Genomic DNA, 24,234 nt, shown 5'->3' on the forward strand with positions numbered 1-24,234 from the left:
TCATCCCATCGCAAGCGCTTGCGCGCGCTCAAACGCCGGGCGCGCGGCGCAGCGGTCGAGATAACGATCGAACGCCGGACGCGACGGCACCATCTTGAACGAGCGCACCGCGAAGTTCAGTCCCGATCCGATGGCGATGTCTGCGGCGGAGAATTTCTCGCCGAGAATCCACGGGCCTTCTTCCAGCGCAGCTTCCAGCACATCGAACACGCGCTGCGCATCGCCCCAACCGGCGGCGACCGGGTTCAATTCCATCTTGGTGGCGATCTGCGCGATGGCGGGCTCGATGCAGCCCGGCGCGAAGAACAGCCAGTAGAGATATTTGGCGCGATGCTCATCGCCGAGCGGCGGCGCGAGCCCGGCCTCCGGATAGCGCTCGGCCACGTAAGCGCAGATCGCGGCGGCTTCGGCCAGCGTTGAATCGCCGTCCGCAAGGGCAGGAACCTTGCCCATCGGATTGACCGCGAGGAATTCCAGCGTGCGCTGTGAGCCCTTGTGGATGTCGATCAGCACACGCTCATAGGGCACGCCGGTTTCTTCCATCAGCCATAGCGCGGTGAACGACCGCGTGCGCGGCGACCAGTAGAGCTTCATCATGGGCGTGCCTCCGGAAGGACGGTTTGCCCTTTGTGCGAAGATTCGAGGTATGGCGCAAGCAAATCCGGCCCAAGCAAATCTGGCGCAAAAGAAAACCCCGCGACAATGTCGCGGGGCTTGTTGATGCAGTGATGTCAGGCCAACTGTTCGGCGGCCTCTGGCGCGGATCAGGATTTGACGTCGAAACGGTCGGCGTTCATCACCTTGACCCAGGCCGCCGCGAAGTCCTTGACGAACTTCTCCTTCGCATCCCTCGAGCCATAGACTTCGGCAAAGGCGCGGAGCTGCGAGTGCGAGCCGAAAATCAGGTCGGCGCGCGTCGCGGTCCACTTCAGGGCCTTGGTCTTGCGGTCCTTGCCTTCGTACAGGTTGTCGCCGGCGGGCGACCACTCCGTGCCCATGTCGAGCAGATTGACGAAAAAGTCGTTGGTCAGCGTGCCGACCTTCCTGGTGAAGACGCCATGCTTGGAGCCGTTGGCATTCGCTCCGAGGACACGCAGGCCGCCGATGAGGACGGTCATTTCCGGTCCGGTCAGCCGCAGCAAGGCCGCACGATCCACCAGGGCCTCTTCGACCTTCATGAACTGCGTCTTCTTGCTGTTGACGTAGTTGCGGAAGGCATCGGCGCGCGGCTCGAGCGGAGCGAAAGAGTCGACATCGGTCTGAGCCTGTGACGCATCCGCGCGGCCGCTGGTGAACGGCACCTTCACGTTAACCCCGGCAGCCTTCGCCGCTTTCTCGATCGCAGCCGATCCGCCGAGAACGATCAGGTCGGCGAGCGAGACCTTGCCCTTGAACGACTGCTGGATCGCCTCGAGCTTCTTGAGCACCTTGGCGAGTTCAGGGGGATTATTGACGTCCCAGTCCTTCTGCGGGCTGAGGCGAATACGCGCGCCGTTGGCGCCGCCACGCTTGTCGGAGCCGCGGAACGTGGAGGCCGAAGCCCATGCCGTCGAGACAAGCTGCTGAACCGTCAGGCCGCTTGCAAGGATCTGGGCCTTGAGGGTCGCAACCTCCTTGTCGGTCAGCTTCTTGCCGGCCGGGACGGGATCCTGCCAGATCAGCACTTCCTTCGGCACAAGCGGGCCGAGATAGCGCGCGCGCGGACCCATGTCACGGTGCGTGAGCTTGAACCACGCACGCGCAAAGGCGTCGGCAAACTCCTTCGGGTTCTCGTAGAAGCGCCGCGAGATTTTCTCGTAGGCCGGATCGAAGCGCAGCGCGAGGTCGGTGGTCAGCATCGTCGGGCGATGCTTCTTCGACTTGTCGAAGGCGTCGGGCACATCGGCCGCTGCATCCTTCGCCACCCATTGCTTGGCACCGGCCGGGCTCTTCGTCAGTTCGTATTCGTGCTCGAACAGATTCTTGAAGAAGAGGTTGCTCCACTTCGTCGGCGTCTGCGTCCAGGTGACTTCCGGACCGCCGGTGATGGCGTGCATGCCAATGCCGGTTTCATACTTGCTCTTCCAGCCGAGGCCCTGGTCTTCAAGCGCGCCTGCTTCCGGCTCGGGGCCGACAAGCGACGGATCGCCCGCGCCGTGGGTCTTGCCGAAGGAATGGCCGCCCGCGATCAGCGCAACGGTTTCCTCATCGTTCATCGCCATGCGGAAGAAGGTTTCGCGGATATCCTTCGCTGCCGCGACCGGATCAGGATTGCCGTTCGGGCCTTCCGGATTGACGTAGATCAGGCCCATCTGCACCGCGCCCAGCGGTTCGGAGAGCTGGCGCTCACCGCTATAGCGTTCGTCGCCGAGCCACGTGCCTTCGGGACCCCAATAGAGTTCTTCCGGCTCCCACACATCGGCGCGACCGCCGGCGAAGCCAAAGGTCTTGAAGCCCATCGATTCCAGCGCGGCGTTGCCGGCGAGGACCATGAGATCGGCCCAGGAGATTTTTTTGCCGTACTTCTGCTTGATCGGCCACAGCAGGCGGCGGGCCTTGTCGAGATTGGCGTTGTCAGGCCACGAGTTGAGCGGCGCGAAACGCTGCTGGCCCTGACCGGCGCCGCCACGGCCGTCGGTGATGCGGTAAGTGCCAGCGCTGTGCCAGGCCAAGCGGATCATCAGGCCGCCGTAGTGTCCGAAATCGGCCGGCCACCATTCCTGCGAATCCGTCATCAGGGCCTTGAGGTCCTTCATGACGGCTTTGAGGTCGAGCGTCTTGAATTCCCTGGCGTAGTCGAAGCCCTTGTCCATCGGATCGGACAGGTTGGAATTGCGGTGAAGCATTTCGATGCTGAGGGCTTCCGGCCACCAGTCTCGGTTCGAGCGTCCTGCGCTGCCGCCCGAGAAAGGGCACTTGCCCGAACCCTTGTCGTCCGTCTTTGCGTCCATGGTGTCGTCTCCGCTTATTCTGATTGCTGGTTAGCGTGTTCCGGTGCGGTGCCCGTCATGAATGCGGCCAAGACCCGATGATCGGGATCACGGATGCCGTGCTGAAATGGCTGTCGCTGGCGCGACGGACGGGTGTCACCTTGAGAACTGTACGGGCCGACTTTGGAAGAATTCCAACATCAGGTCCAGTCGGTTTTTCTTTGTGCTGCGATCAATTATTCTGATGGCGTGAAGCAGACATCCTCACATCGCAGCCAAACCTGACAGGCAAATAAAAAGGCGGCCCGAAGGCCGCCCTTGTTGCCGTCCGCAACTTGTCAAATCGTCAGCGTTCCTGCCTTCGCGGCGGCGTAACGCTCGGAAATCTTCGCCCAGTTCACGGTGTTCCACCACGCCTTGAGATAGTCCGGCCGGCGGTTCTGGTAGTTCAGATAATAGGCGTGCTCCCAGACATCGTTGCCCATCAGCACGCGCTTGCCATCCATGATTGGCGAATCCTGATTGGGGCGGGTTTCGATCGCGAGCTTGCCGTCCTTGCTGACGGTGACGAACACCCAGCCCGAGCCGAATTGACGTCCGCCCGCGGCATTGAAGTCGGCCTGGAATTTCTCGAGACCGCCGAGGTCCTTGTCGATGGCAGCGAGAACTTCGCCCTCCGGCTTGCCGCCGTTCGGCCCCATGATCTGCCAGAACATCGTGTGGTTGGCGTGGCCGCCGAGATTGTTGCGCACCGTGAATTTGATCGAGTCATCAAGCGCATTGATGTTGCCGAGAATGTTCTCGATCGGCGTCGTGCCAAGCTGCGGATGGGTTTTCGCGACATTGTTCATGTTGGCGACATAGGCGGCGTGATGCTTGTCGTGATGAATTTCCATCGTCTTGGCGTCGATATGCGGCTCGAGCGAATTGGCTGCGTAGGTGAGGGGCGGCAATGTGAAGGGGCCGCTCGCAGCCGGTGCGGCCGCCTGCGCAAAGACCATGCGCGGCGCGGCGGCCGATGCTGCTACGCCAGCAATGGCGGTCATGAGATGACGTCGGGATATCGATGACATGAAAGTCTCCCTGATGTGAAGGCGCGCTTGCTGATCCGGAGCGGACGCGCCGGGCCCGTGCAGAATTACGCCGCGCCCTTGATCGAGTTTTGCATGGGGTCAACGAAAAGGGGCGGCAAAATGCCGCCCCTTTGTGATCGTCACACGCGAATGTGACAACGTTTACTCCGCTGCGGGCGCGTTCTCGGTCTTCTGCTTGGCTTCGAGGTCTTCGCCGGTGGCCTGATCGACGGCCTTCATCGACAGGCGAACCTTGCCGCGATCGTCGAGGCCGAGCAGCTTGACCTTGACCTTGTCGCCTTCCTTGACGACGTCGGAGGTCTTCTGCACGCGGTTGGCAGCGAGCTGGCTGATGTGAACCAGGCCGTCCTTCGGGCCGAAGAAGTTCACGAATGCGCCGAACTCCATCACCTTGACCACGGTGCCATCATAGATCTGGCCGACTTCCGGATCGGACGTGATCGACTTGATCCACTTGATCGCCGCGCGGATCGATTCGCCGTTGGCGGAGGCGACCTTCACGGTGCCGTCGTCCTCGATGTTGACCTTGGCGCCGGTCTTTTCGACGATCTCGCGGATCACCTTGCCGCCGGTGCCGATCACGTCGCGGATCTTGTCGGTCGGGATCTGCAGCACCTCGATGCGCGGCGCATGCTCGCCGAGTTCGGCGCGGGCGTTGGTGAGCGCCTTCGCCATTTCGCCGAGGATGTGGATACGGCCGTCCTTCGCCTGCGCGAGGGCCTGCTTCATGATCGCTTCGGTGATGCCGGCGATCTTGATGTCCATCTGCAGCGAGGTGATGCCGGTTTCGGTGCCGGCCACCTTGAAGTCCATGTCGCCGAGATGATCCTCGTCGCCGAGAATGTCGGACAGCACGGCGAAACGATCGCCCTCAAGGATGAGGCCCATCGCGATGCCCGCGGTCGGACGCTTCAGCGGAACGCCCGCATCCATCAGCGCCAGCGATGCGCCGCAGACCGAAGCCATCGACGACGAGCCGTTCGACTCGGTGATCTCCGAGACGACGCGCAGGGTGTAGGGGAATTCGTGATGCGCCGGCAGAACCGGATGGATCGCACGCCAGGCGAGCTTGCCGTGACCGATCTCGCGGCGCTTGGTGCCGCCGAGGCGGCCGGTTTCGCCGACCGAGAAGGGAGGGAAGTTGTAATGGAGCAGGAAGCGCTCCTTGTACGTTCCCGACAGCGAGTCGATGTACTGCTCGTCTTCGCCGGTGCCGAGCGTGGTCACCACCAGCGCCTGGGTTTCACCGCGGGTGAACAGCGCCGAACCGTGAGCGCGCGGCAGCACGCCGACTTCGGCGATGATCGGGCGGACCGTGCTCAGGTCACGGCCATCGATGCGCTTGCCGGTGTCGAGAATGTTCCAGCGTACGATCTTGGCTTCGACTTCCTTGAACACGTCGAGGACGCGCAGCTTTTCGTAGCGCTCTTCGACGCCGTCCTTGAAGAAATGCTCAAGCAGCTTCTGCTTGACCGCGCCAACGGCGGCGTAGCGCTCCTGCTTGACCGGAATGCTGTAGGCCTTGCGCAGGTCCTGCTCGACGATGCCGAGGATTTCCTTCTCCAGCGCTTCGTTGACGGTCGCAACCAGCTCGCGCGGCTCCTTGGCGGCCTTCTCGGCGAGTTCGATGATCGCCTTGATGACCGGCTGGAAGTGTTTGTGGCCGAACATCACGGCGCCGAGCATCACGTCTTCCGGCAGTTCCTTGGCTTCCGATTCCACCATCAGAACGGCGGTGGCGGTGCCGGCGACGACGAGATCGAGGTTGGTGTCGTTCATCTCGTCGAGCGTCGGATTGAGAACGAACTCGTCGTTGACGAAGCCGACGCGGGCTGCGCCGATCGGGCCCATGAAGGGCACGCCGGAAATCGTCAACGCGGCGGACGAGGCAACCAGCGCCAGAATGTCCGGATCGTTCTCCATGTCATGCGACAGCACCGTCACAATGACCTGGGTTTCGTTGCGCCAGCCATCGGCGAACAGCGGGCGGATCGGGCGGTCGATCAGGCGGGAAACCAGCGTTTCCTTTTCGGTCGGACGGCCTTCGCGCTTGAAGTAGCCGCCTGGGATGCGGCCTGCCGCGTAGGTCTTTTCCTGATAGTCGACAGTGAGGGGGAGGAAATCGACGCCGTCGCGCGGCGACTTGGCGGCGACCACGGTGGCGAGCACGATGGTTTCGCCATAGGTCGCCATGACGGCGCCGTCGGCCTGACGCGCGATCTTGCCGGTTTCGAGTTTGAGTGGACGTCCACCCCAGTCGATCTCAACCGAGTGTTTGGTAAACATTGTCATTGTCTTTCATGGGTTCACGAAAGAACGGACGCCTGAAACACAAAAACCATGCGCAAGATTGCGGGACGCTGCGTGCGCGCGAGCGCGTCAGAGTCCTGCGATCCTGCCATGGTTCTTGAATTTAGAATGGCGTCCATCCTTCCGATGGTACGGGCCTCTTACCCGTTTACGCCCAGCCGCCGGATTGCTGCTGGACACGCCGCGCGGACATTCGGAAGGTCCGCGCGCTGGTCGAAGCATGACCGACCGGGTCATGCGAAAACGCGCGCAAGGATGCGCGCGCCTGGTTCCGTCAGCGACGGATGTTGTGCTTTTCGAGGAGCGCCTTGTAACGCGCCTCGTCCTTCTTCTTCACGTAGTCGAGAAGCGAACGGCGCGTGGACACCAGCTTCAGAAGGCCACGGCGGGAATGGTTATCCTTGCTGTGGGTCTTGAAGTGCTCGGTGAGGTTGGCGATGCGTTCCGACAGGATCGCGACCTGGACCTCAGGCGAGCCGGTATCACCGGCCTTGGTTGCATTCGTCTTGATGACTTCCGCTTTGCGTTCTGCGGCAATCGACATCGTCAAACACCTTCTTTGTGAACAGGACTGGCAGTCAGTCCGGTCAGGTTGAACACGCGCTTGGGGATGAGTTCGCCATTGCCAATCTCGGCGAGGGCCAGAAGCCTTCCTCCGACAGTGACATAGACTGTGCCGTTTGAAATTGGCGCATCCCGTCCGCGCAACAAAACCGCTTGGCCCCTGTGGAGCTTTGCGGCATCCGCCCGTGTGACGGCCAGTGCCGGGATGTCGTCCAGCGCGGTCTCAACGGGCAAAAGCGCGTCGGCGAGGCTGCCCTCGCCAGACGCGGCTCTATCGCACAAAGCCTCCAAATCTGCCAGCGGAATCATGTCGTCTTCGGTGAAAGGGCCGCAAATCGTGCGCCGGAGGGCGCAAATATGGCCATAACACCCCAGAATCCGGCCCATATCGCGGGCCAGCGCCCGGACATAGGTGCCCTTGCCGCATTCGGCTTCGAACACCGAGCGTTCGGTACCTTGTTGTTCCACAAGGGTTAATTCGTGAATCTCCACCGGCCGGGGCTGTAGCGGGACCACCTCGCCGTCGCGGGCCATGTCATAGGCCCGCTCGCCCTGAATTTTGATCGCCGAATACTGTGGCGGGATCTGCAGGACGGTGCCGGTGAACTGGGGCAGCAGCGCGCGGATCGCCTCCTCGCTGGGGCGATCGGGGCTGGTCCGGGTGACTTGGCCCTCGGTGTCGTCGGTGTCGCGTTCCTCGCCCCAGCACACCGTGAAGCGGTAGCGCTTGCGGCCATCCATCACGAACGGAACGGTCTTGGTGGCTTCGCCGAGCGCTATGGGCAATCCGCCGGAGGCGAGCGGATCGAGGGTGCCGGCATGGCCGGCGCGCTTGGCATTGAACAGGCGCTTGAGCACGGCGACGGCGTGGGTCGAGGTCATGCCGATCGGCTTGTCGAGAATCACCCAGCCATGAACGTCGCGGCGGTCGCGCTTCTGCTGGTTGCCCTGCTGTCGCTGCTTGCCGCCCTGCTGCTGGCGCGGATCGTTATGGCGCGCGCGCTCAGGAGAAAAATTATTTTCGGCAGGCGTGTTCGAATCGGCGGTTTGCGGCGCGATCACGCTGTCTGGAGTGGTCACATTCATCAGTCCTGGTCCGAATCTGTCTTGAGGTCTTTTTGAACCGCGGGTGTTCTCAGTAATTTCTCGATCCGTTCTGCTTCGTCGAATCGTTCGTCAACGCGGAAGCGAAGATCAGGCGCAAATTTTAAGTTAACGCGATGCGCGACTTCGCCGCGGAGAAACTTCTTGTTGCGGTCGAGCGCGGCGATCACGTCGTCGATGCCGCGTCCGCCGAGCGGCATCACGTAGACCGTTGCGAGCTTGAGATCTGGGGACATCCGCACTTCGGGCACGGTGATGATGTGACCTTCGAGTGCGGGATCGTGCACGCTGCCCTGTGACAGCAGGTCGGAGATGGCATGGCGCACAAGCTCGCCGACGCGCAATTGCCGCTGCGACGCGCCGGAGGCGGAGCCTTGTGACTTGCCGCGTTGTTGGCGGGGCATGGAACAGTCCTGAAAAATCAGACGTCATGGCGGAGACTCTCTCCGCCATGAACATCATTGCTGTGAAACGTAATGAAGACGCGGATGTCCGCGATTCACGCGGTCATGACGTCCCGTATTAATTCAACGCGCCCGTAAGACTTGGACTTACAGGGAGCGCTGAATGGTCTCTACGCGGTAGCATTCGATTACGTCGCCAACGCGCATATCCTGGTAGTTCTCGAAGGCCATGCCGCATTCCTGACCGGACTGGACTTCCTTCACTTCGTCCTTGAAGCGCTTCAGGGTCGACAGCTTGCCTTCGTGCACGACGACGTTGTCGCGGATCAGGCGGACATTGGCGCCGCGTTCCACGGTGCCGTCGGTGACACGGCAGCCTGCGATCTTGCCGACCTTCGAAATGTTGAACACTTCGAGGATCTGCGCATTGCCCAGCATGGACTCGCGCAGCGTCGGCGCGAGCAGGCCGGACATCGCCTTCTTCACGTCGTCCACGAGATCGTAGATGATGTTGTAGTAGCGAATTTCGATGCCGTTGCGCTTGGCGAGCGCCGCCGCTTCCTTGTTGGCGCGAACGCTGAAGCCGATGATGGCGGCGCCAAAACCTTCCGCCAGCGTCACGTCGGATTCGGAGATGCCGCCGACGCCTGCGTGCAGAATGCGGGCTGCGACTTCGTCGGTGCCGAGCTTTTCGAGCGATCCCAGGATCGCTTCCAGCGAGCCCTGCACGTCGGCCTTCACGACCAGCGGGAAGTCCTTGCGGCCCGTGGTCTTGAGCTGGCTCATCATCTGCTCGAGCGAGCCGCGCATGCCGGCGCTGCTGGCTGCGGATTTCTCGCGCTTCTGGTGGGCACGATAATCGGTGACCTGACGGGCGCGGGCTTCGTTCTCGACCACTGCGAGGCGGTCGCCGGCTTCCGGCGGGCCATTGAAGCCGAGCACTTCGACCGGCACCGAGGGGCCGGCTTCCTGAACGGTCTCGCCCTGATCGTTGATCAGCGCGCGGACGCGGCCCATTTCGGCGCCGGCCACGATGATGTCGCCGACCTTGAGCGTGCCGCGCTGAACCAGCACGGTCGCCACGGGGCCGCGGCCGCGATCGAGCTTGGCTTCGATCACGGTGCCTTCGGCCGGACGGTCCGGATTGGTCTTGAGTTCGAGCAGATCGGCCTGCAGCGCGATCATTTCGAGCAGCTTGTCGAGATTGGTCTTGTTCTTCGCGGAGACTTCCACATCGACGACGTCGCCGCCGAAGGATTCGACCTGAACCTCGTGCTGCAGCAGTTCGGTGCGCACACGCTCGGGCTTGGCGTCCGGCTTGTCGATCTTGTTGATCGCGACAATCATCGGAACCTTGGCCGCCTTGGCGTGATTGATCGCTTCAATCGTCTGCGGCATCACGCCGTCATCGGCTGCGACAACGAGGATGACGATGTCGGTGACCTTGGCGCCGCGGGCGCGCATCGCGGTGAACGCGGCGTGGCCCGGCGTATCGATAAAGGTGATTTTCTTGCCGCTATCCGGCGAGGTGACCTGATAGGCGCCGATGTGCTGGGTAATGCCGCCGGCTTCACCCGAGACGACATTGGCCTGACGGAGCGCGTCGAGCAGCGAGGTCTTGCCGTGGTCGACGTGACCCATGACGGTGACAACCGGCGGACGCGGCGTCGTATCGGACGCATGATCCTCAGCGACGTCGAACAGGCCTTCTTCCACGTCGCTTGCGGCAACGCGCTTGACGGTGTGGCCGAGTTCTTCGGCAATGAGCTGCGCGGTGTCGGCGTCGATCACGTCGGTGATCTTGTGCATCGCGCCCTGCTTCATCAGCAGGCGGATGATGTCGACGGCGCGCTCGGCCATGCGGTTGGCGAGTTCCTGAATCGTGATCGCTTCAGGGATCGTCACTTCGCGAATGAGCTTTTCCTTCGGCTCGTTCGAGGCGTGGCCTTTCAGGCGCTGGGTGCGGCGGCGGAACGAGGCGATCGAGCGCTCGCGCACATCGTCGGCATTGAGCGCGGTCGAAATGGTGAGACGGCCGCGCTGTTTTGCCGGGCCGGGCTTCGCAGCCGGCTTCGGTGCAATGACCGGACGCGCGGGACCGCCGCCCGGACGGCGCACCATGCGCGGGGCTTCGTCATCGTCGGAGCCGTCGGCCGCGACCGCCGCCGGACGTGCCGGGACAATCGGCGCCTTCGCAGGCGCTGCCGCGGCAGCCTTCGCGGCGGCTTCGCGCTTGTTGGCTTCGCGCTCGGCGCGGGCCTTGGCTTCTTCCTCGGCGCGATGACGTTCTTCCTCGGCCTTCTTGCGGGCTTCGGCGGCTTCGCGCTCCTGCTGTTCCTTGAATTCCTTGGTGTTGCGGCGGGCGGCTTCCGCTTCCGCGGCGCGGCGCTCTTCCTCTTCGCGAATGCGCGCATCGGCAAGCGCGCTGGCGCGGGCGCTCTGTTCGTCTTCGGTCAGGGTCTGCAGCACGACGCCGGACTTGCGCGCGACGGGGCGCGGCGGCTCGGCCGGGCGGGGTGCGGGTTTCGGCGCGGCAACAGGGGCCGGCGCGGCTTCCGGCGCGGGGTCACCCGCAAGGCGGCGCTTGGTTTTCTTCTCGACCACCACCTGCTTGGTGCGGCCGTGACTGAAACTCTGGCGCACCACGCCGGTCTCTGTGCGCGGCTTCAGCGACAGAGTTTTCGTACCGACGCTCAGAGGCTTGTCGCCAGGATTCTTCGTATCAGCCATTCAACAGTCCCAATCTCGTTCGTTTGCTCGCACGCCGTGTCAGACGGCCGTGCCCTGGTTATTCTGGTCATTCCCGCCATTGTGGCCGCCATCCGTCCCCCGAAACCGGGTGAGTGTCTGGCAACGTGCGAGGAAGGTCTTGCTGGCCGGGCCCGCGAGCAGGGCAGCATGTACCACATTTGCCCGCCCAAGTGCCAAATCCAATTCATCGGTGGTCAGGACGCCGACCACGGGAAAATCGCCCGATTCCGGGCTATTTTCCCGCCTCATGGCGGCCAGTTTGCCGTTCAGCTTGCGAATTCCGTCCAAAGCGCCGTCAGCGGCATGGATCAGGGCCACGGCCTGCCGGGTCTCGATCGCGCCCTCGACCTTGGAAAACCCCGAAACCACCTGCCCGGCCTTGGCGGCCATGGCGAGGGCTTCGGAAATGCCCCGGACCATCAGACGTTCGACGTCGTCAGCCAGGGTTTTCGGCACCTGAACCTCGCGCTTGAAACTGCGCGCGAACACATTGCGCCGGGCCGCTTCCGCGACTTTCTCGCGCGAGAGCGACACCCACAGGCCACGTCCCGGAAGTTTTCGCTTCAGGTCGGCAACGATCTCTCCGGTCGGGGAGAGAACGAAGCGGATCAGGTCATCAACGCCCGCGACCTGCCGTGTGACCGCGCACATCCGCTCGGTCCCGGACTTTGTCCGGGGACCGTGATCGAGATCGGCGTGATCAGCGATGGCGAGCATGCGCGGGTCATTTCCTTCAACTCTTGCGGAACATGGTGATGTCCGAAAATCGCTTCATGAGTTTCGGCCTTGTTACGCGGGATTCTCTTCAGAGGCTTCCGCCTCTTCCGACGGCTTGGCGAGGTCGGCTTCGGTGATCCAGCCGGCGACAACGCGCGCCTGCATGATCAGGGCTTCGGCGTCCTCGCGCGACATCTCGTTCGCATCAAGGATGCCCGCGTGCTTGACGGTTTCGCCATCCTTGCGTTCGGTCCAGCCGATCAGGTCGTCGGTGGCCAGATCCGCAAGATCCTCGACCGTCTTGACGTTGTTCTCGCCGAACTTCACCAGCATTTTTGCGGTCACGCCGGGCACCGTCTTCAATTCGTCTTCCACGCCCAGTTCCTTCCGCTTGGCTTCCAGCTCGGCATCGAGCTGTTCGAGATATTCGCGCGCGCGGCTCTGCAATTCGGCAGCGGTTTCCTCGTCGAAGCCCTCGATGCTGGTCAGTTCGCGCGGATCGACCAGAGCGAGGTCTTCCACCGAGCCGAAACCTTCGGAGGCGAGCAACTGGCCGACCACTTCGTCGACGTTGAGGGCTTCCATGAACACGCGGGTGGAATTCTCGAAGTCGGCCTGACGGCGCTCCGATTCTTCCTGCTCGGTGAGGATGTCGATGTCCCAGCCGGTAAGCTGCGAGGCGAGGCGCACGTTCTGGCCGCGGCGTCCGATCGCAAGAGACAGTTGGGTATCCGGAACGACAACTTCAATGCGTTCGCGGTCTTCGTCGATCACGACCTTGGCGACTTCCGCCGGCGCCAGCGCGTTGACCACGAAGGTCGCGATGTCCGGAGACCACGGAATAATGTCGATCTTCTCGCCCTGCAGTTCGTTCACCACGGCCTGCACGCGCGAGCCGCGCATGCCGACGCAGGCGCCGACCGGATCGACCGACGAGTCGCGGGAGATAACACCAATTTTCGCGCGCGAGCCCGGATCGCGGGCCACCGCCTTGATTTCCACGATGCCGTCGTAGATTTCCGGCACTTCCTGCGCAAACAGCTTGGCCATGAACTGCGGATGGGTGCGCGAGAGGAAAATCTGCGGGCCGCGGGTTTCGCGGCGGACGTCGAAGATGTACGAGCGCACGCGGTCGCCGTTGCGGAACACTTCGCGCGGCAGCATTTCGTCACGGCGCACGATGGCTTCGCCGCGTCCGAGATCGACGATCACGCTGCCATATTCGACGCGCTTGACCACGCCGTTGACGATCTCGCCGATGCGGTCCTTGAATTCCTGATACTGCCGGTCGCGCTCGGCTTCGCGCACCTTCTGCACGATCACCTGCTTGGCGCTCTGCGCGGCGATGCGGCCGTATTCCAGCGGCGGCAGCGTGTCGGCAATGGTGTCGCCGATCTGTGCGCCGGGATTGGCCTTCTGCGCGTCCTTCAGCGAAATCTGGTTGGACGAGTTCTCGACCTGCTCGACCACCAGCATGTGGCGTGCAAGCTGCAACTGGCCGGTTTTCGGATGAATCTGGGCGTGCACATCGGTTTCGGAGCCATAACGGGCGCGGGCAGCTTTCGCGATGGCGTCCTCCATCGCGGCGATCACGATTCCGCGGTCGATCGACTTTTCACGCGCGACGGCATCGGCGATCTGCAGCAGTTCGAGTTTGTTGGCGCTGACAGCGGCCATGGCTCAGTCTCCTTCGTGGTGGTCCGTGAGGCCTGCGCGCTTTTTCTTTTCAGCGGCGAGGCGATGTTCCTTGGTGTTCTGCGGTACGGGCTTCTTCGTCTTGCTTTTCGGCTTCGGCTGGAAGCCCTTCTTCAGATCGCGCTTTTCACGTGCAAGGCGCGCATGCGCCGGAGGTTCCGGAATCGCGCCCGATTGTTCGAGCTGCTCGCGCTCGGCGTCACGGCCGCGGCGCATGGATTCGGCAATCAGTGCGTTGGTCAGGACCAGATTGGCGCTGGCAATGTCTTCGATGGGAAGCAGAACGTCGGCTTCCTGCGCCCCTTTATATTCCTTGGAATCGTCACGTACGATGCGGACGCTATTGCCTTCCAGCCCCTGAATGGTTCCGCGGAAACGCTTGCGGCCATCGTGAGCCGTGGCCATCTCGATTTTCACGAGATGACCGACATAGCGCTCGAAGTCGGTGCGGCGGACCAGCGGCCGGTCGATGCCCGGCGATGAAATTTCCAGCCGGTAGGCACGCTGGATCGGATCGGCGATGTCCATCACGGGCGACAGCGCCTTCGAGATCGCCTCGCAATCCTCGATCTGCATGGTGCCGTCGGGCCGTTCCGCCATGATCTGCACGGTGCAGCCGGCTTCGCCGGAAACCTTGATGCGGACCAGCCGGTAGCCCATGCCCTGCAACACCGGCGCAGCGACCGCCGCCACACGCGCGCCGGCGCCCGGCTCGATCACCAGGCGCGGTTCGTCAAGCAGGTCGGCATCAACGGTGACGTCGGTCGGTTCGGTCATGTGCGGGTCGAGAATGCTCTTGGTCCTTGCTGCCGCGTCATGCGGCTGGCGTCAGGTAATAAAAAAGAGCGGGTCCCCGGGGGCCCCACTCTCCTACGTGCGCGTATGAGAATTTATCAGTTGCGGCGGATATAGACGTTTTCGGCCTGTGCGGCAAGGGCTTCCGGGTCAGGCGGCCCGCCGGTGGAACCTGCCCGACCGGCGCCAGCGGCTGATTTTCCGCCAAATCGCTCCATTTTGCACACCTCCACGTAACCTTGTCGGCCGGCATACCCCATTCGGGGGATACGGCCGTTGCGGCTAACCGTTAATTCACCCGGCGGGGCCTACAGTCCGCCCGCGTCCCGGGCGGAGCGGCCACAGCGAGGGTGGAACCGCCGTACCGGTGCGCGAACGAGATTTCTATGGCCGCTGCGCTTTCGCTGATTCCCGAACTCGATGACATCGTCAAGAATGGCTCCGCGGAGAAGCGGGCAGAGGCGATCGAGCGAATCTCCAGCCTCTTTCTGCAGGGGGCTGCGCATTTCGAGACCAAACATGTCGCGCTGTTCGACGACATTCTGGTTGGCCTCGTCCCCGCCACCGAAATCGAGACGCGAGCGGAACTCGCCGAACGCCTGTCAAAACTCGATAACGCGCCGCCGACGCTGGTGAAGCAACTCGCGCGCGAAGCCGAAATCAGGATCGCGGGGCCAATCCTCAGCCGCTCGCCGCTGCTGGACGATCCCACCCTTGTCGATATCGCGCGCGGCCGGGGGCAGGAACATCTCGCCGCGATTTCGGGGCGTAAGACGCTGTCGCCGGCGGTGACCGATGTGATCGTCCGCCGTGGTGACCGTGATGTCGTGCGCAATGTCGCCGCCAATGCCGGCGCGCAGTTTTCCGAATTTGGCTATTCAGGACTGGTCAAGCGCGCGACCGACGACGGCATGCTGGCGCTGACCGTCGGACAGCGCGAAGATCTTCCCGCAGCGACGCTGAAGCAGTTGCTTGCCAAATCGGTCGATGTGGTGCGCCGCCGTCTGTTCGACATGGCCAAGCCGAAACAGAAGGCCGCGATCAATCAGGCGATGATCGAACTGTCGGGCGCGCCGAAATCGCAGCCGCAGGCGCGCGACTTCGAGCCGGCGCAACGCGCCATCCTGGCGCTGCATCATGCCGGCAATCTCGATCAGGCGGCGTTGCTCGATTTCGCCCGGCAGCACAAGTATGAGGAGGCCGTGGCCGCGCTCGCCGCGATGACGGGCATGCGGCTCAACGTCGTCAACCAGCTCATGCTGGGGGATCGTTACGATCCGGTCCTGCTGCTTGGAAAGTCGATCGGACTGGAATGGGCGACCGTGCGCGCGCTGCTCGTGCTGCGGCTTGGCCCCGGCAAGGTGCCGTCCGGTCCCGATATCGAAGAAGCGCGGATCAACTACGAGCGGCTGTCGCCGGCGACCGCGCAACGTGTGCTGACGTTCTGGCGTCTGCGCGACAAGGCCTAGGCGTTCGTTCGCTTGAAAATCAGATAAGCGGCCTTGCGTCCCTCGCGCTCGGCTTTGCGGCCGTAGCGCGTCATCGTGTAGTGCGGCCAGGGCTTGCGCCAGTCATCGGCCCGCTCCGCTATCCATGCAAAGTCTTTCGATCGCTGCATGTGCATCAGCGTCCATGAACAGTAGTCGTCGATATCGCTGACAAAACGGAATTCGCCTGCGGGATCGAGCACGCGCGAGATCTGCGCGATGGTAGCGTCCTGCACGAAGCGGCGCTTCCAGTGCCGCCGCTTCGGCCACGGATCGGGATGAATGAGATCAATGCGTTTGAAACTTCCGGCGCGCGCCCAGCCCAGAAGCTCGGCGGCGTCACCCGCGAACAGGCGGATGTTGGTGATGTTGTTCGCCTCTATCAGCGACAGGATCTTCGCCATGCCGTTGATGTAGGGCTCGCAGCCGATAAAGCCGGTCTGCGGATGCGCGAGCGCCTCGGCGACAAGATGCTCGCCGCCGCCGAAGCCGATCTCCAGCCGCATGTCATCGACCGGTGCATCGAACAGCGATGCAGGAGCGGAGGCGTCCGCCGTCGCAAGATCAAGGGTGAGCCGGGGCAGCAGATGCTCCATCAGATCGGTCTGATGGTTGCGGAGCTTGTGTCCCTTGCGCCGTCCGAAGAACGAACCGTGGCTGTGCCCTGCAGCCTGCGAAGATGACGCGATGCCGTCCGCTGACTTCGTCATCTGCCGGTCCTGGCCGTTCATCATCGTGAATGGAAAATCTTGAATAGCTCCGGCTCGCGCTGCGCCACGTGTGTTCGTTCAACGCACGAGCATGAGTTCAGGTCGGGTCGGATTGCTCGCGTGCGGCCATCTGCTCGACAAGCTCCACGATGCTGCGGCGGAGCCGGGCATCGGTGATCCGCGTGAAAGCCCGGGTCAGCGCCAGGCCTTCGGATGTGGCAAGAAAATCCGAGACGTAGGCGGGCGACTGCGCTTCGCTCAGTCCCGCCAGGGCGTTCGGGCCAGCAGGGCCGCCCTCGAACAAGAACGAAACCGGGACCTGAAGAATATCCGAAATCTGCTGCAGGCGGCTTGCACCGATGCGGTTGGTGCCCTTCTCGTATTTCTGGACCTGCTGGAATGTCAGGCCGAGCGCTTCGCCGAGCTTTTCCTGGCTCATGCCCAGCATGATGCGGCGCATGCGAACACGGCTGCCGACATACTTGTCGATTGGATTTGGGGCCTTGGGCGTCATCTCAAACTCCGCGCCGTCAGCCTGCCGGGCACAAATACCCAAGGCGAGACGGCGGTTTATTCGGCATACGCTGCCGCATGCGGGATCGTCAAATGCTAGTCATACACGTGCTGAAGATTTTAGGTTACGGCGACATTCTGACGCCGGGTTCCATGAACCGGCGCGCGGCGGGCCACTAGATACGGTGTTTCAGGCCTTCGGTTTCACGCGGCGGCGAAGAACGATCAGGACCGACAAGGCTACCGCCAGCGCTGCGGGAATATCCCGAACCCTTGAAAAAATCGTTGGTGCTGTCGGCCTCGGCAATGGTGAATCGAGGACGCCTTCCCTGCCAAGCTCCAGATGCGCAATGATGCGTCCGACCGGATCAATGACCGCGGAAATGCCGGTGTTCGCAGAACGGACGAGCGGCAGCCCTTCTTCAACCGCGCGCAAGCGCGCCTGCTGGAGATGCTGGTAGGGGCCGGTGGAAATTCCGAACCAGCCATCGTTGGTCAGGTTGACGATCCAGCCGGGACGATCCGCGCCGGGAACGATGGCGCCCGGAAAGATCGCCTCATAGCAGATCAGCGGCAGCATGCGCGGCGCATTCGGAATGTTCATCGTGCGCCGCCGGTCGCCGGGAATGAATCCGCCGCGCACTTTCGTGATCTGCACGAAGCCGAGTTTCTCCATCGCCGACTGAAACGGCAGATATTCTCCGAACGGCACGAGATGCAGCTTGTCGTAGACCGACAGGATCGTCCCGTCATGGTCGATCACATAGATCGAATTGTAGGCGCGCGTGATCTGCGTTCCCGCGGGCTGATCGGGCGGCCGAATGGCGCCGGTGACCAGAACCGTTCCCTGCGGCAGCAGATTGGCGATCTGCGCCATGGCGTCGGCTTCGCGCGAAAGGAAAAACGGAAAAGCGGATTCGGGCCAGATGAGTATCGTGGCGTCGCGGATGCCGCTCGACTGCGGTCCGGTCGCGCGATCCGACAGCGACAGATACTTTTCCATCACCATCTGCTTGGCGGAATAGTTGAACTTCACGTCCTGCTGCAGGTTCGGCTGCATCAGCCGCAGCTTCACGCCCGCCACGAGTTGCGTCGGATGCGTGGTCAGCCGGAACGCGCCGTAGAGAGCCATCGCGGCGAGAACGAGAAGAGAGAGTGCGGGCGCCATCCATGGGCGGCGCGTCACGGCGCGATCATCCGCGAGAGCCGCAGGACTTGCGAACACCGCAAGCGCGACGAAGGTCAGACCCCAGAGGCCCACCAGCGAAGCCGTCTGCGCCAGCGCAAGCGGTTCGGTCAGCGCGTAACCGAAGGCGTTCCATGGAAAGCCGGTGAGGATGTGCCCGCGCAACCATTCGCTGAAGGTCAGCGCGCTGGCGAAACTGAGAATCCGTAAGGCGCCGGGCACCCAGATCAATCGGGCAAGCGCGAAGCCAAGCGCCATGAACAGCGCGAGACCTGCCGGCAATCCCATCACCGCGAAGGGCAGCAGCCACGCAAATGTCTCGGCATCGACAAGGAATGCGTAGCCGATCCAGTAAAGCCCCGCGGTGAAATAGCCGAAGCCGAACCACCAGCCACTCAGCGCCGCCGCCGGAATGCCGCCGAGGCGTCCGGCGCCAGCGCCGTCGATCAGCCAGACCATCACAGGAATGGTCAGAAAGAGAATCGGCCAGGCGTTGAACGGCGCCATCGCCAGCGCCGACAGCGCACCCGCGATCCATGCGAGCGCCGCGCGCTTCCAGCCCCACGAGAGAATGATCGAGGCGATGAGCGCGCGGAACGAATTCATCGGCTGCCGGTGCTGTCGCTGGATGAGGCGGGATTGGCGGGATCGATGCCTTGTGCCTGAGCCGCGTCGGCGGCGGCTTCGCGGCGGCGCAATTCGCGATGACGCAGGTTGGAGCGGTCCTTGTGCGTGCCGATGCGCACGCGCTTGACGCGGCGCGGATCGGCGTCGAGGACTTCGATTTCAAAGTCGCCCGGGCCGGAAATGATTTCACCGCGCACCGGCAGGCGGCCGACCTGTGTCACCAGATAGCCGCCGAGCGTGTCGACATCCTCGCCGGCCTCGCCGGTGTCGAAATCTTCGCCCACCACGGACTGCACGTCCTCGAGGCTGGCACGGGCATCGGCGATGAACGATCCATCGGACTGCCTGACCACGGATGGCGCCTCGTCGCCGTCATGTTCGTCGTCGATCTCGCCTACCACCTGTTCGACAATGTCTTCGATCGAGACAAGGCCGTCAGTGCCGCCGTATTCGTCCACCACCAGTGCCAGATGGATGCGTGTCGCCTGCATCTGCGCCAGAAGGTCGATGGCAGGCATCGACGGCGGAACGTAGATCAGCTTGCGCATGATGTCGGCATCCGCCAGCTTCATCCGCAGGTCCACCGAGCGCAGATCGAGGCCGGCAGGAAACGGCTTCTTGCGTTTGGCGTTGACCTCGTCGTCGACCTTCGCCTTCGAGGTCATGAAGGCGAGCAGATCGCGGATGTGAACGAAGCCTTCGGGATCGTCGAGCGTGTCGTTGTAGACCACGAGGCGGGAATGGGCCGCGCTCTCGAACAGGCTCATCAGTTCGCCGAGCGAGATGTCGCGCTTTACCGCGACAATGTCGCCGCGCGGCACCATCACGTCGGCGATGCGCCGCTCGTGCAGGCCGAGGATGTTGCGCAGCATGGTGCGCTCGACCGTGGTAAAACTGGTCTCGTCCGGCGTGGTGGCATCGAGCACCACCTGAAGGTCGGCGCGCGCCGACCCCGCTTTCCATCCGAACAGCGCGCGCAGCGCGCGCATCAGCCAGAGTTCGGAGGAGGGGCGCAGCACCTCGCCCTGCTGCACGGGCACCGGCAGATTGCCCGGCCGTTGCGGGCCAGGACGTTCGGTGTCGGATTTGGCAGCGAGAGGTTCGGGCACTTAGTTCACCTGGTCGTCGTGCGCGTAAGGATCGGGAATTCCGAGTTGCGCCAGAATATCGCGTTCGAGGCCTTCCATGATCTCGGCGTCATCGTCGGTTTCATGATCGTAGCCTATCAGATGCAGGAAGCCGTGTACGGCCAGATGGCTGAGATGATGCTCGAACGGCTTGTGCTCGCTGTCGGCCTCCTTGCGCGTCGTCTCGTAGGCGATCGCGATATCGCCGAGCATGCGCGGCGCGTCGTCATCGGCGGGCGTGCGCTCCGGCTGCAGCGCAGGGAAGGACAGCACGTTGGTCGGCTTGTCGATGCCGCGCCAGTTGTTGTTGAGGGTGCGAATGCCCGCATCGTCGGTCAGCATGACGGCGACCTCGGCGTCCGCCGTATCGGCATCGACCATGGCGGCCGCGGCCTCGATGGCGCGATGAACGATCGTCTCCGCGCTGCTTTCGCCGGCCCAGCAGTCGGCCGTGACTAGCACTTCGGTTGCGGGAAGATTGGCGGGTGTCATGGCGGCAATCGCGCGTTCAGGATTTGCCTGCATCGGGTTTCTTGGGCGTGCCTTCGTAAGCGGCGACAATGCGCGCCACGAGTTCGTGGCGAATCACGTCCTGCCCGGTGAAGCGCACCTGCGTGATGCCTTCGACGCCGTCGAGCAGCTTTGCAGCTTCCGCCAGCCCCGACGGCTGGCCGTTGGGCAGATCGACCTGGCTCGGATCGCCGGTGATGATCATCCGGCTGTTTTCGCCAAGGCGGGTCAGAAACATTTTCATCTGCATCGACGTGGTGTTCTGCGCTTCATCGAGGATGATCGCGGCATTCGTCAGCGTTCGGCCACGCATGAAGGCGAGCGGCGCGATTTCGATCTCGCCGCTCTGCAGGCCGCGCTCGACCACGCGGGAGTCCATCAGGTCGTACAGCGCATCGTAGATCGGCCGCAGATAGGGATCGACCTTCTCGCGCATGTCGCCCGGCAAGAATCCGAGCCGCTCGCCGGCCTCGACAGCGGGACGCGACAGGATGATGCGATCGACTTCCTTGCGCTCGAACAACTGGCAGGCCTGCGCCACCGCAAGCCATGTCTTGCCGGTGCCGGCCGGGCCGATGCCGAACACGAGTTCGTGGCGCTTCAGTGCGCGGATGTAGGAATCCTGCGCGGCGGTGCGCGCGCGCACCGGACGCTTGCGCAGGTTGATTTCCTCGAATTGCGACTTCGCGGCCTTGGGATCGAATTCGAACAGCGAGCCTTGCGCGATCACGGCGCGGATCGCGCCTTCGACATCGCCCTGGGCGATATCCTGGCTGCGGATCGCCTGTTCGTAGAGCATTTCCAGCACGCGGCGTGCGGCGTCGCAGCCGTCGCGAGATCCGGCGATGGTGATGTGGTTGCCGCGGGAGTCAGCGACCACGCCGAGACGCCGCTCGATCAGCGCGAGATTCTGTCCATAGGGGCCGACCAGCGCGGAGGCTGCGCCGTTGTCGTCGAAGGCGACGACGATCTGGGCTTCGTGCGGAGTATGAACGTCAGCCTTGCGGCCAGGTGCGAGTGTCGGCGAATCCGATGCGCTTTTTGGCAAGGGTTCAGGCTCCGGTGGTCATGACGGGCTGGGAACGCGGCGAGGCAAGGGGCACGGGACCGGCCAGTCGGCCGATCAGGCTGTAGCGCTCGAGGCTGTCGATGGCGACAGGCAGCACCTGCCCGATAATGTCGGGGGAAGCCATGACATGCGCCGGCTGGAGATAGGCGGTGCGGCCGACGATCTGACCCGGATTGCGCGCGGCGCGTTCAAACAGCACGTCGACCGTCTCGCCGATGGCTGCCGCATTGAATGCGGCCTGCTGGCTGTCGATCAACTCCTGAAGCCGCGCCAATCGCTCGTCCATCACCGTGGCCGCAACCATCTCCTGCATGTCCGCGGCCGGCGTGCCGGGCCGCGGCGAATACTTGAACGAATAGGCGCCAGCGTAGCTGATTTGGCGGACCAGCGCGAGGGTCGCCGAAAAATCTTCCTCGGTTTCACCCGGAAAACCGACGATAAAATCCGATGAAAATGCAATGTCTTCACGCACCTTGCGGAACCGGTCCACGGTGCGGGCGTAATCGGCGGCGGTGTGCTTGCGGTTCATCGCCTCGAGAATGCGGTCGGAGCCGGACTGCACCGGCAGATGCACGAACGGCATCACGGCGGGGATGTCGCGATGGGCTTCGATCAGCGCATCGTCGACATCGCGCGGATGGCTGGTTGAATAACGCAGCCGGAGAATGCCGGGAATATCGGCAAGGCGATGAAGCAAGCGGCCGAGCGACCACGGCTCGCCGTTTTCGCCTTCGCCATGGAAAGCGTTGACGTTCTGTCCGATCAGGGTGATCTCGCGCACGCCATTGTCGGCGAGGCGCTTCACATCGTCGATGATGCGTGCGACCGGACGCGACACTTCCATGCCGCGGGTGTAAGGCACCACGCAGAAGGTGCAGAACTTGTCGCAGCCTTCCTGCACGGTGACGAAAGATGAAATGCCGCGCGCACGGATCATCGCGGGCTTCGGATCGGGCAAGGCCGCGAATTTATCCTCGACAGGAAATTCGGTCTCGATGGCGCGGCCATCGCTGCGCGCTTTCGCCAGCAGTTGCGGCAGGTGATGATAGCTTTGCGGGCCGACCACGATATCAACCACGGGGGCGCGCTGGATGATCTCGCTGCCCTCGGCCTGCGCGACACAGCCCGCCACAGCGATCCGCATCTCGCGACCATTGCGGGCGGCATCATCTTTTGCTGCTCGCAGCCGTCCAAGCTCCGAATAGACTTTTTCCGAAGCCTTCTCGCGGATGTGACAGGTGTTCAGGATGACAAGGTCGGCGTCCTCGGCATTGGCCGTCTCGACGTATCCTTCAGGCGTCAGCGTATCCACCATGCGCTGTGCATCGTAGACATTCATCTGACAGCCGTATGACTTGATGTGCAGCTTGCGCGGCGTGGTCATTCAGATCCTGACAGGCGGCAGTTCGGGCCGCTTTCCGGCGTTTCAGATATAGGGAAAGGGCCGCGAAATCCAGCGACCGGGCCACGGCAGGATTGCTGAAAAACCAGCTAAATGGCTGTTATTTCATCCCGATTGAGCATTTGCGCGGCCAGGGCGGGCAGTTTGCGCATATCGTCGATGACGATTGTGGCTCCGGCGGCGCGCAACCGGTTCCCGTCGCCGGGGCGGCAATGGCTGCCGCCGGTAAATCCGATCACAGTCATTCCGGCGGCGAACGCGCCGGTCACGCCCGGCACAGAGTCCTCAATCACGAGGCATCGCGCGGGCGGCGTGTTCATCTGAGCGGCGGCGAACAGGAACAGGTCTGGCGCAGGCTTGCCGTGCGCGACCTGCATCGCCGAAAAAAGATGCGGATCGAAGTGGCCGATCAGTCCTGTGGTGCTAAGGCTTGAGCGAATGCGCGTCGGCGTGCCCGATGAGGCCACGCAGATTTCTTGCGATAATTTGCCGAGCGTCTCGGCGATATGCGGAACGGGCGCAAGTTTCTCGCCGAACACGCGGTCGATGGTCGCACGCAATTGCGCGGTGTAGGTGTCGGGCAGAACGCGGCCGAGTTCGCCTTCGACCTCAAGCCGCGCCTCGCGCGCCGAGCGTCCGAGAAAACGTTCATGCACCTGCGCGGCGGTGATGGTGTAACCGTATTCGGTCAGCACGTCGGCATGAACGACGCAGGCGAGCGCCTCGCTGTCAACCAGCACGCCGTCGCAATCGAAGATAATGAGATCGTAGGGGGGCGGCGTGCTCAAGTCTTGTCGTCGTCCCGGGTCTTCTCGTCCAGCGGGACGCAATACAGCTCAAGCCGGTGATCGACCAGCTTGTAGCCGAGCTTGCGCGCGATCTCGGTCTGCAGCTTTTCGATTTCCTCGGAGGTGAATTCGATCACCTTGCCATCGCGCAGATTGATGAGGTGGTCGTGATGGCTCTCCGGCACCTGCTCGTAGCGGGCGCGGCCTTCGCGAAAATCATGACGCTCGATGATGCCGGCGTCCTCGAACAGCTTCACGGTGCGATAGACCGTCGAGATGGAAATCTTGTCGTCGACCGCGATGCAGCGCCGGTAAAGTTCCTCGACATCGGGATGATCCATGGCTTCGGCCAGGACGCGCGCAATCACCCGGCGCTGTTCGGTCATGCGCATGCCGGCGGCAGCGCAGCGCTTCTCGATATCCGTATGCTTGCCCGGAGGCATGGATTTGAGGGCGGTCATGATTATTCCCG

The 24,234-nt window shown here is 63.1% G+C and carries 21 protein-coding genes; 1 reads left to right on the forward strand and 20 read right to left on the reverse strand.

All coding sequences use genetic code 11. The features are described 5' to 3' along the window. The 11 genes from HMPREF9696_RS16005 to rimP form a co-directional block, all read right to left on the reverse strand. Positions 1 to 597 carry a glutathione S-transferase family protein gene (locus tag HMPREF9696_RS16005; RefSeq protein ID WP_002714080.1) on the reverse strand — a complete coding sequence of 199 codons (597 nt, stop codon included), beginning with the start codon at positions 595 to 597 and terminating at the stop codon, positions 1 to 3. A 167-nt stretch (positions 598 to 764) separates the two neighbouring features. Then, positions 765 to 2,930 carry a catalase/peroxidase HPI gene (katG, locus tag HMPREF9696_RS16010; RefSeq protein WP_002714081.1) on the reverse strand — a complete coding sequence of 722 codons (2,166 nt, stop codon included), beginning with the start codon at positions 2,928 to 2,930 and terminating at the stop codon, positions 765 to 767. Positions 2,931 to 3,247: 317 nt separating this feature from the next. After that, positions 3,248 to 3,982, reverse strand: a complete 735-nt coding sequence (locus HMPREF9696_RS16015) for a superoxide dismutase (protein ID WP_002714082.1) — start codon at positions 3,980 to 3,982, stop codon at positions 3,248 to 3,250. 162 nt (positions 3,983 to 4,144) lie between these two features. Continuing rightward, the gene (pnp, locus tag HMPREF9696_RS16020; protein ID WP_002714083.1) at positions 4,145 to 6,289 is read right to left on the reverse strand and encodes a polyribonucleotide nucleotidyltransferase; all 2,145 of its coding nucleotides are present in this window, start codon (positions 6,287 to 6,289) and stop codon (positions 4,145 to 4,147) included. Positions 6,290 to 6,587: 298 nt separating this feature from the next. Further along, positions 6,588 to 6,857 carry a 30S ribosomal protein S15 gene (rpsO, locus tag HMPREF9696_RS16025; RefSeq protein WP_002714084.1) on the reverse strand — a complete coding sequence of 90 codons (270 nt, stop codon included), beginning with the start codon at positions 6,855 to 6,857 and terminating at the stop codon, positions 6,588 to 6,590. Positions 6,858 to 6,859: 2 nt separating this feature from the next. Then, entirely contained in the window at positions 6,860 to 7,963 is a 1,104-nt protein-coding gene (gene truB, locus HMPREF9696_RS16030; RefSeq protein ID WP_002714085.1) for a tRNA pseudouridine(55) synthase TruB, read from the reverse strand. Further along, positions 7,963 to 8,385 (reverse strand): 30S ribosome-binding factor RbfA, encoded by a 423-nt coding sequence (gene rbfA, locus HMPREF9696_RS16035; RefSeq protein WP_002714086.1) that lies wholly within the window; start codon positions 8,383 to 8,385, stop codon positions 7,963 to 7,965. Before rbfA ends, truB begins: the two co-directional genes overlap by 1 nt. A gap of 147 nt (positions 8,386 to 8,532) precedes the next feature. After that, positions 8,533 to 11,115: a translation initiation factor IF-2 gene (infB, locus tag HMPREF9696_RS16040; protein ID WP_002714087.1), complete on the reverse strand. Its 2,583-nt coding sequence runs from the start codon at positions 11,113 to 11,115 to the stop codon at positions 8,533 to 8,535. 39 nt (positions 11,116 to 11,154) lie between these two features. Then, on the reverse strand, positions 11,155 to 11,853 hold the full coding sequence (locus HMPREF9696_RS16045) for an RNA-binding protein (protein WP_002714088.1): 699 nt from the start codon (positions 11,851 to 11,853) through the stop codon (positions 11,155 to 11,157). A 72-nt stretch (positions 11,854 to 11,925) separates the two neighbouring features. Then, positions 11,926 to 13,530 carry a transcription termination factor NusA gene (nusA, locus tag HMPREF9696_RS16050; RefSeq protein WP_002714089.1) on the reverse strand — a complete coding sequence of 535 codons (1,605 nt, stop codon included), beginning with the start codon at positions 13,528 to 13,530 and terminating at the stop codon, positions 11,926 to 11,928. Between the two features lie 3 nt (positions 13,531 to 13,533). Continuing rightward, positions 13,534 to 14,325 (reverse strand): ribosome maturation factor RimP, encoded by a 792-nt coding sequence (rimP, locus tag HMPREF9696_RS16055; protein ID WP_002714090.1) that lies wholly within the window; start codon positions 14,323 to 14,325, stop codon positions 13,534 to 13,536. A gap of 404 nt (positions 14,326 to 14,729) precedes the next feature. Here rimP and HMPREF9696_RS16060 point away from each other — a divergent pair, with 404 nt between their 5' ends. Continuing rightward, on the forward strand, positions 14,730 to 15,812 hold the full coding sequence (locus HMPREF9696_RS16060) for a DUF2336 domain-containing protein (RefSeq protein ID WP_002714091.1): 1,083 nt from the start codon (positions 14,730 to 14,732) through the stop codon (positions 15,810 to 15,812). Here the strand turns inward: HMPREF9696_RS16060 and HMPREF9696_RS16065 are convergent. The 9 genes from HMPREF9696_RS16065 to HMPREF9696_RS16105 all read right to left on the reverse strand — a co-directional run bounded on the left by HMPREF9696_RS16065 (position 15,809) and on the right by HMPREF9696_RS16105 (position 24,223). Next, positions 15,809 to 16,540, reverse strand: coding sequence for a tRNA (guanine(46)-N(7))-methyltransferase TrmB (locus tag HMPREF9696_RS16065; RefSeq protein ID WP_002714092.1), 732 nt, complete (start codon positions 16,538 to 16,540; stop codon positions 15,809 to 15,811). The two genes, HMPREF9696_RS16060 and HMPREF9696_RS16065, sit on opposite strands and share 4 nt — an antisense overlap. Before the next feature lie 97 nt (positions 16,541 to 16,637). Next, positions 16,638 to 17,054, reverse strand: coding sequence for a helix-turn-helix domain-containing protein (locus HMPREF9696_RS16070; RefSeq protein ID WP_002714093.1), 417 nt, complete (start codon positions 17,052 to 17,054; stop codon positions 16,638 to 16,640). Between the two features lie 189 nt (positions 17,055 to 17,243). Beyond that, a complete protein-coding gene (lnt, locus tag HMPREF9696_RS16075; RefSeq protein WP_002714094.1) occupies positions 17,244 to 18,845 on the reverse strand; it encodes an apolipoprotein N-acyltransferase in 1,602 nt (533 codons plus the stop codon). Beyond that, complete coding sequence (locus tag HMPREF9696_RS16080) at positions 18,842 to 19,975, reverse strand: hemolysin family protein (RefSeq protein WP_002714095.1); 1,134 nt, start codon at positions 19,973 to 19,975, stop codon at positions 18,842 to 18,844. Before HMPREF9696_RS16080 ends, lnt begins: the two co-directional genes overlap by 4 nt. Further along, positions 19,976 to 20,485 carry an rRNA maturation RNase YbeY gene (gene ybeY / locus HMPREF9696_RS16085; protein WP_157133534.1) on the reverse strand — a complete coding sequence of 170 codons (510 nt, stop codon included), beginning with the start codon at positions 20,483 to 20,485 and terminating at the stop codon, positions 19,976 to 19,978. Positions 20,486 to 20,501: 16 nt separating this feature from the next. Then, entirely contained in the window at positions 20,502 to 21,551 is a 1,050-nt protein-coding gene (locus HMPREF9696_RS16090) for a PhoH family protein (RefSeq protein WP_002714097.1), read from the reverse strand. A 4-nt stretch (positions 21,552 to 21,555) separates the two neighbouring features. Next, a complete protein-coding gene (miaB, locus tag HMPREF9696_RS16095) occupies positions 21,556 to 22,956 on the reverse strand; it encodes a tRNA (N6-isopentenyl adenosine(37)-C2)-methylthiotransferase MiaB (protein WP_002714098.1) in 1,401 nt (466 codons plus the stop codon). Between the two features lie 107 nt (positions 22,957 to 23,063). Continuing rightward, a complete protein-coding gene (locus HMPREF9696_RS16100) occupies positions 23,064 to 23,762 on the reverse strand; it encodes an HAD family hydrolase (RefSeq protein WP_002714099.1) in 699 nt (232 codons plus the stop codon). Continuing rightward, positions 23,759 to 24,223 carry a Fur family transcriptional regulator gene (locus tag HMPREF9696_RS16105; protein WP_002714100.1) on the reverse strand — a complete coding sequence of 155 codons (465 nt, stop codon included), beginning with the start codon at positions 24,221 to 24,223 and terminating at the stop codon, positions 23,759 to 23,761. The genes HMPREF9696_RS16100 and HMPREF9696_RS16105 overlap by 4 nt, the downstream gene beginning before the upstream one ends. Positions 24,224 to 24,234: the final 11 nt, after the last annotated feature.

This window comes from Afipia clevelandensis ATCC 49720 (assembly GCF_000336555.1).
Classification (GTDB): domain Bacteria; phylum Pseudomonadota; class Alphaproteobacteria; order Rhizobiales; family Xanthobacteraceae; genus Afipia; species Afipia clevelandensis.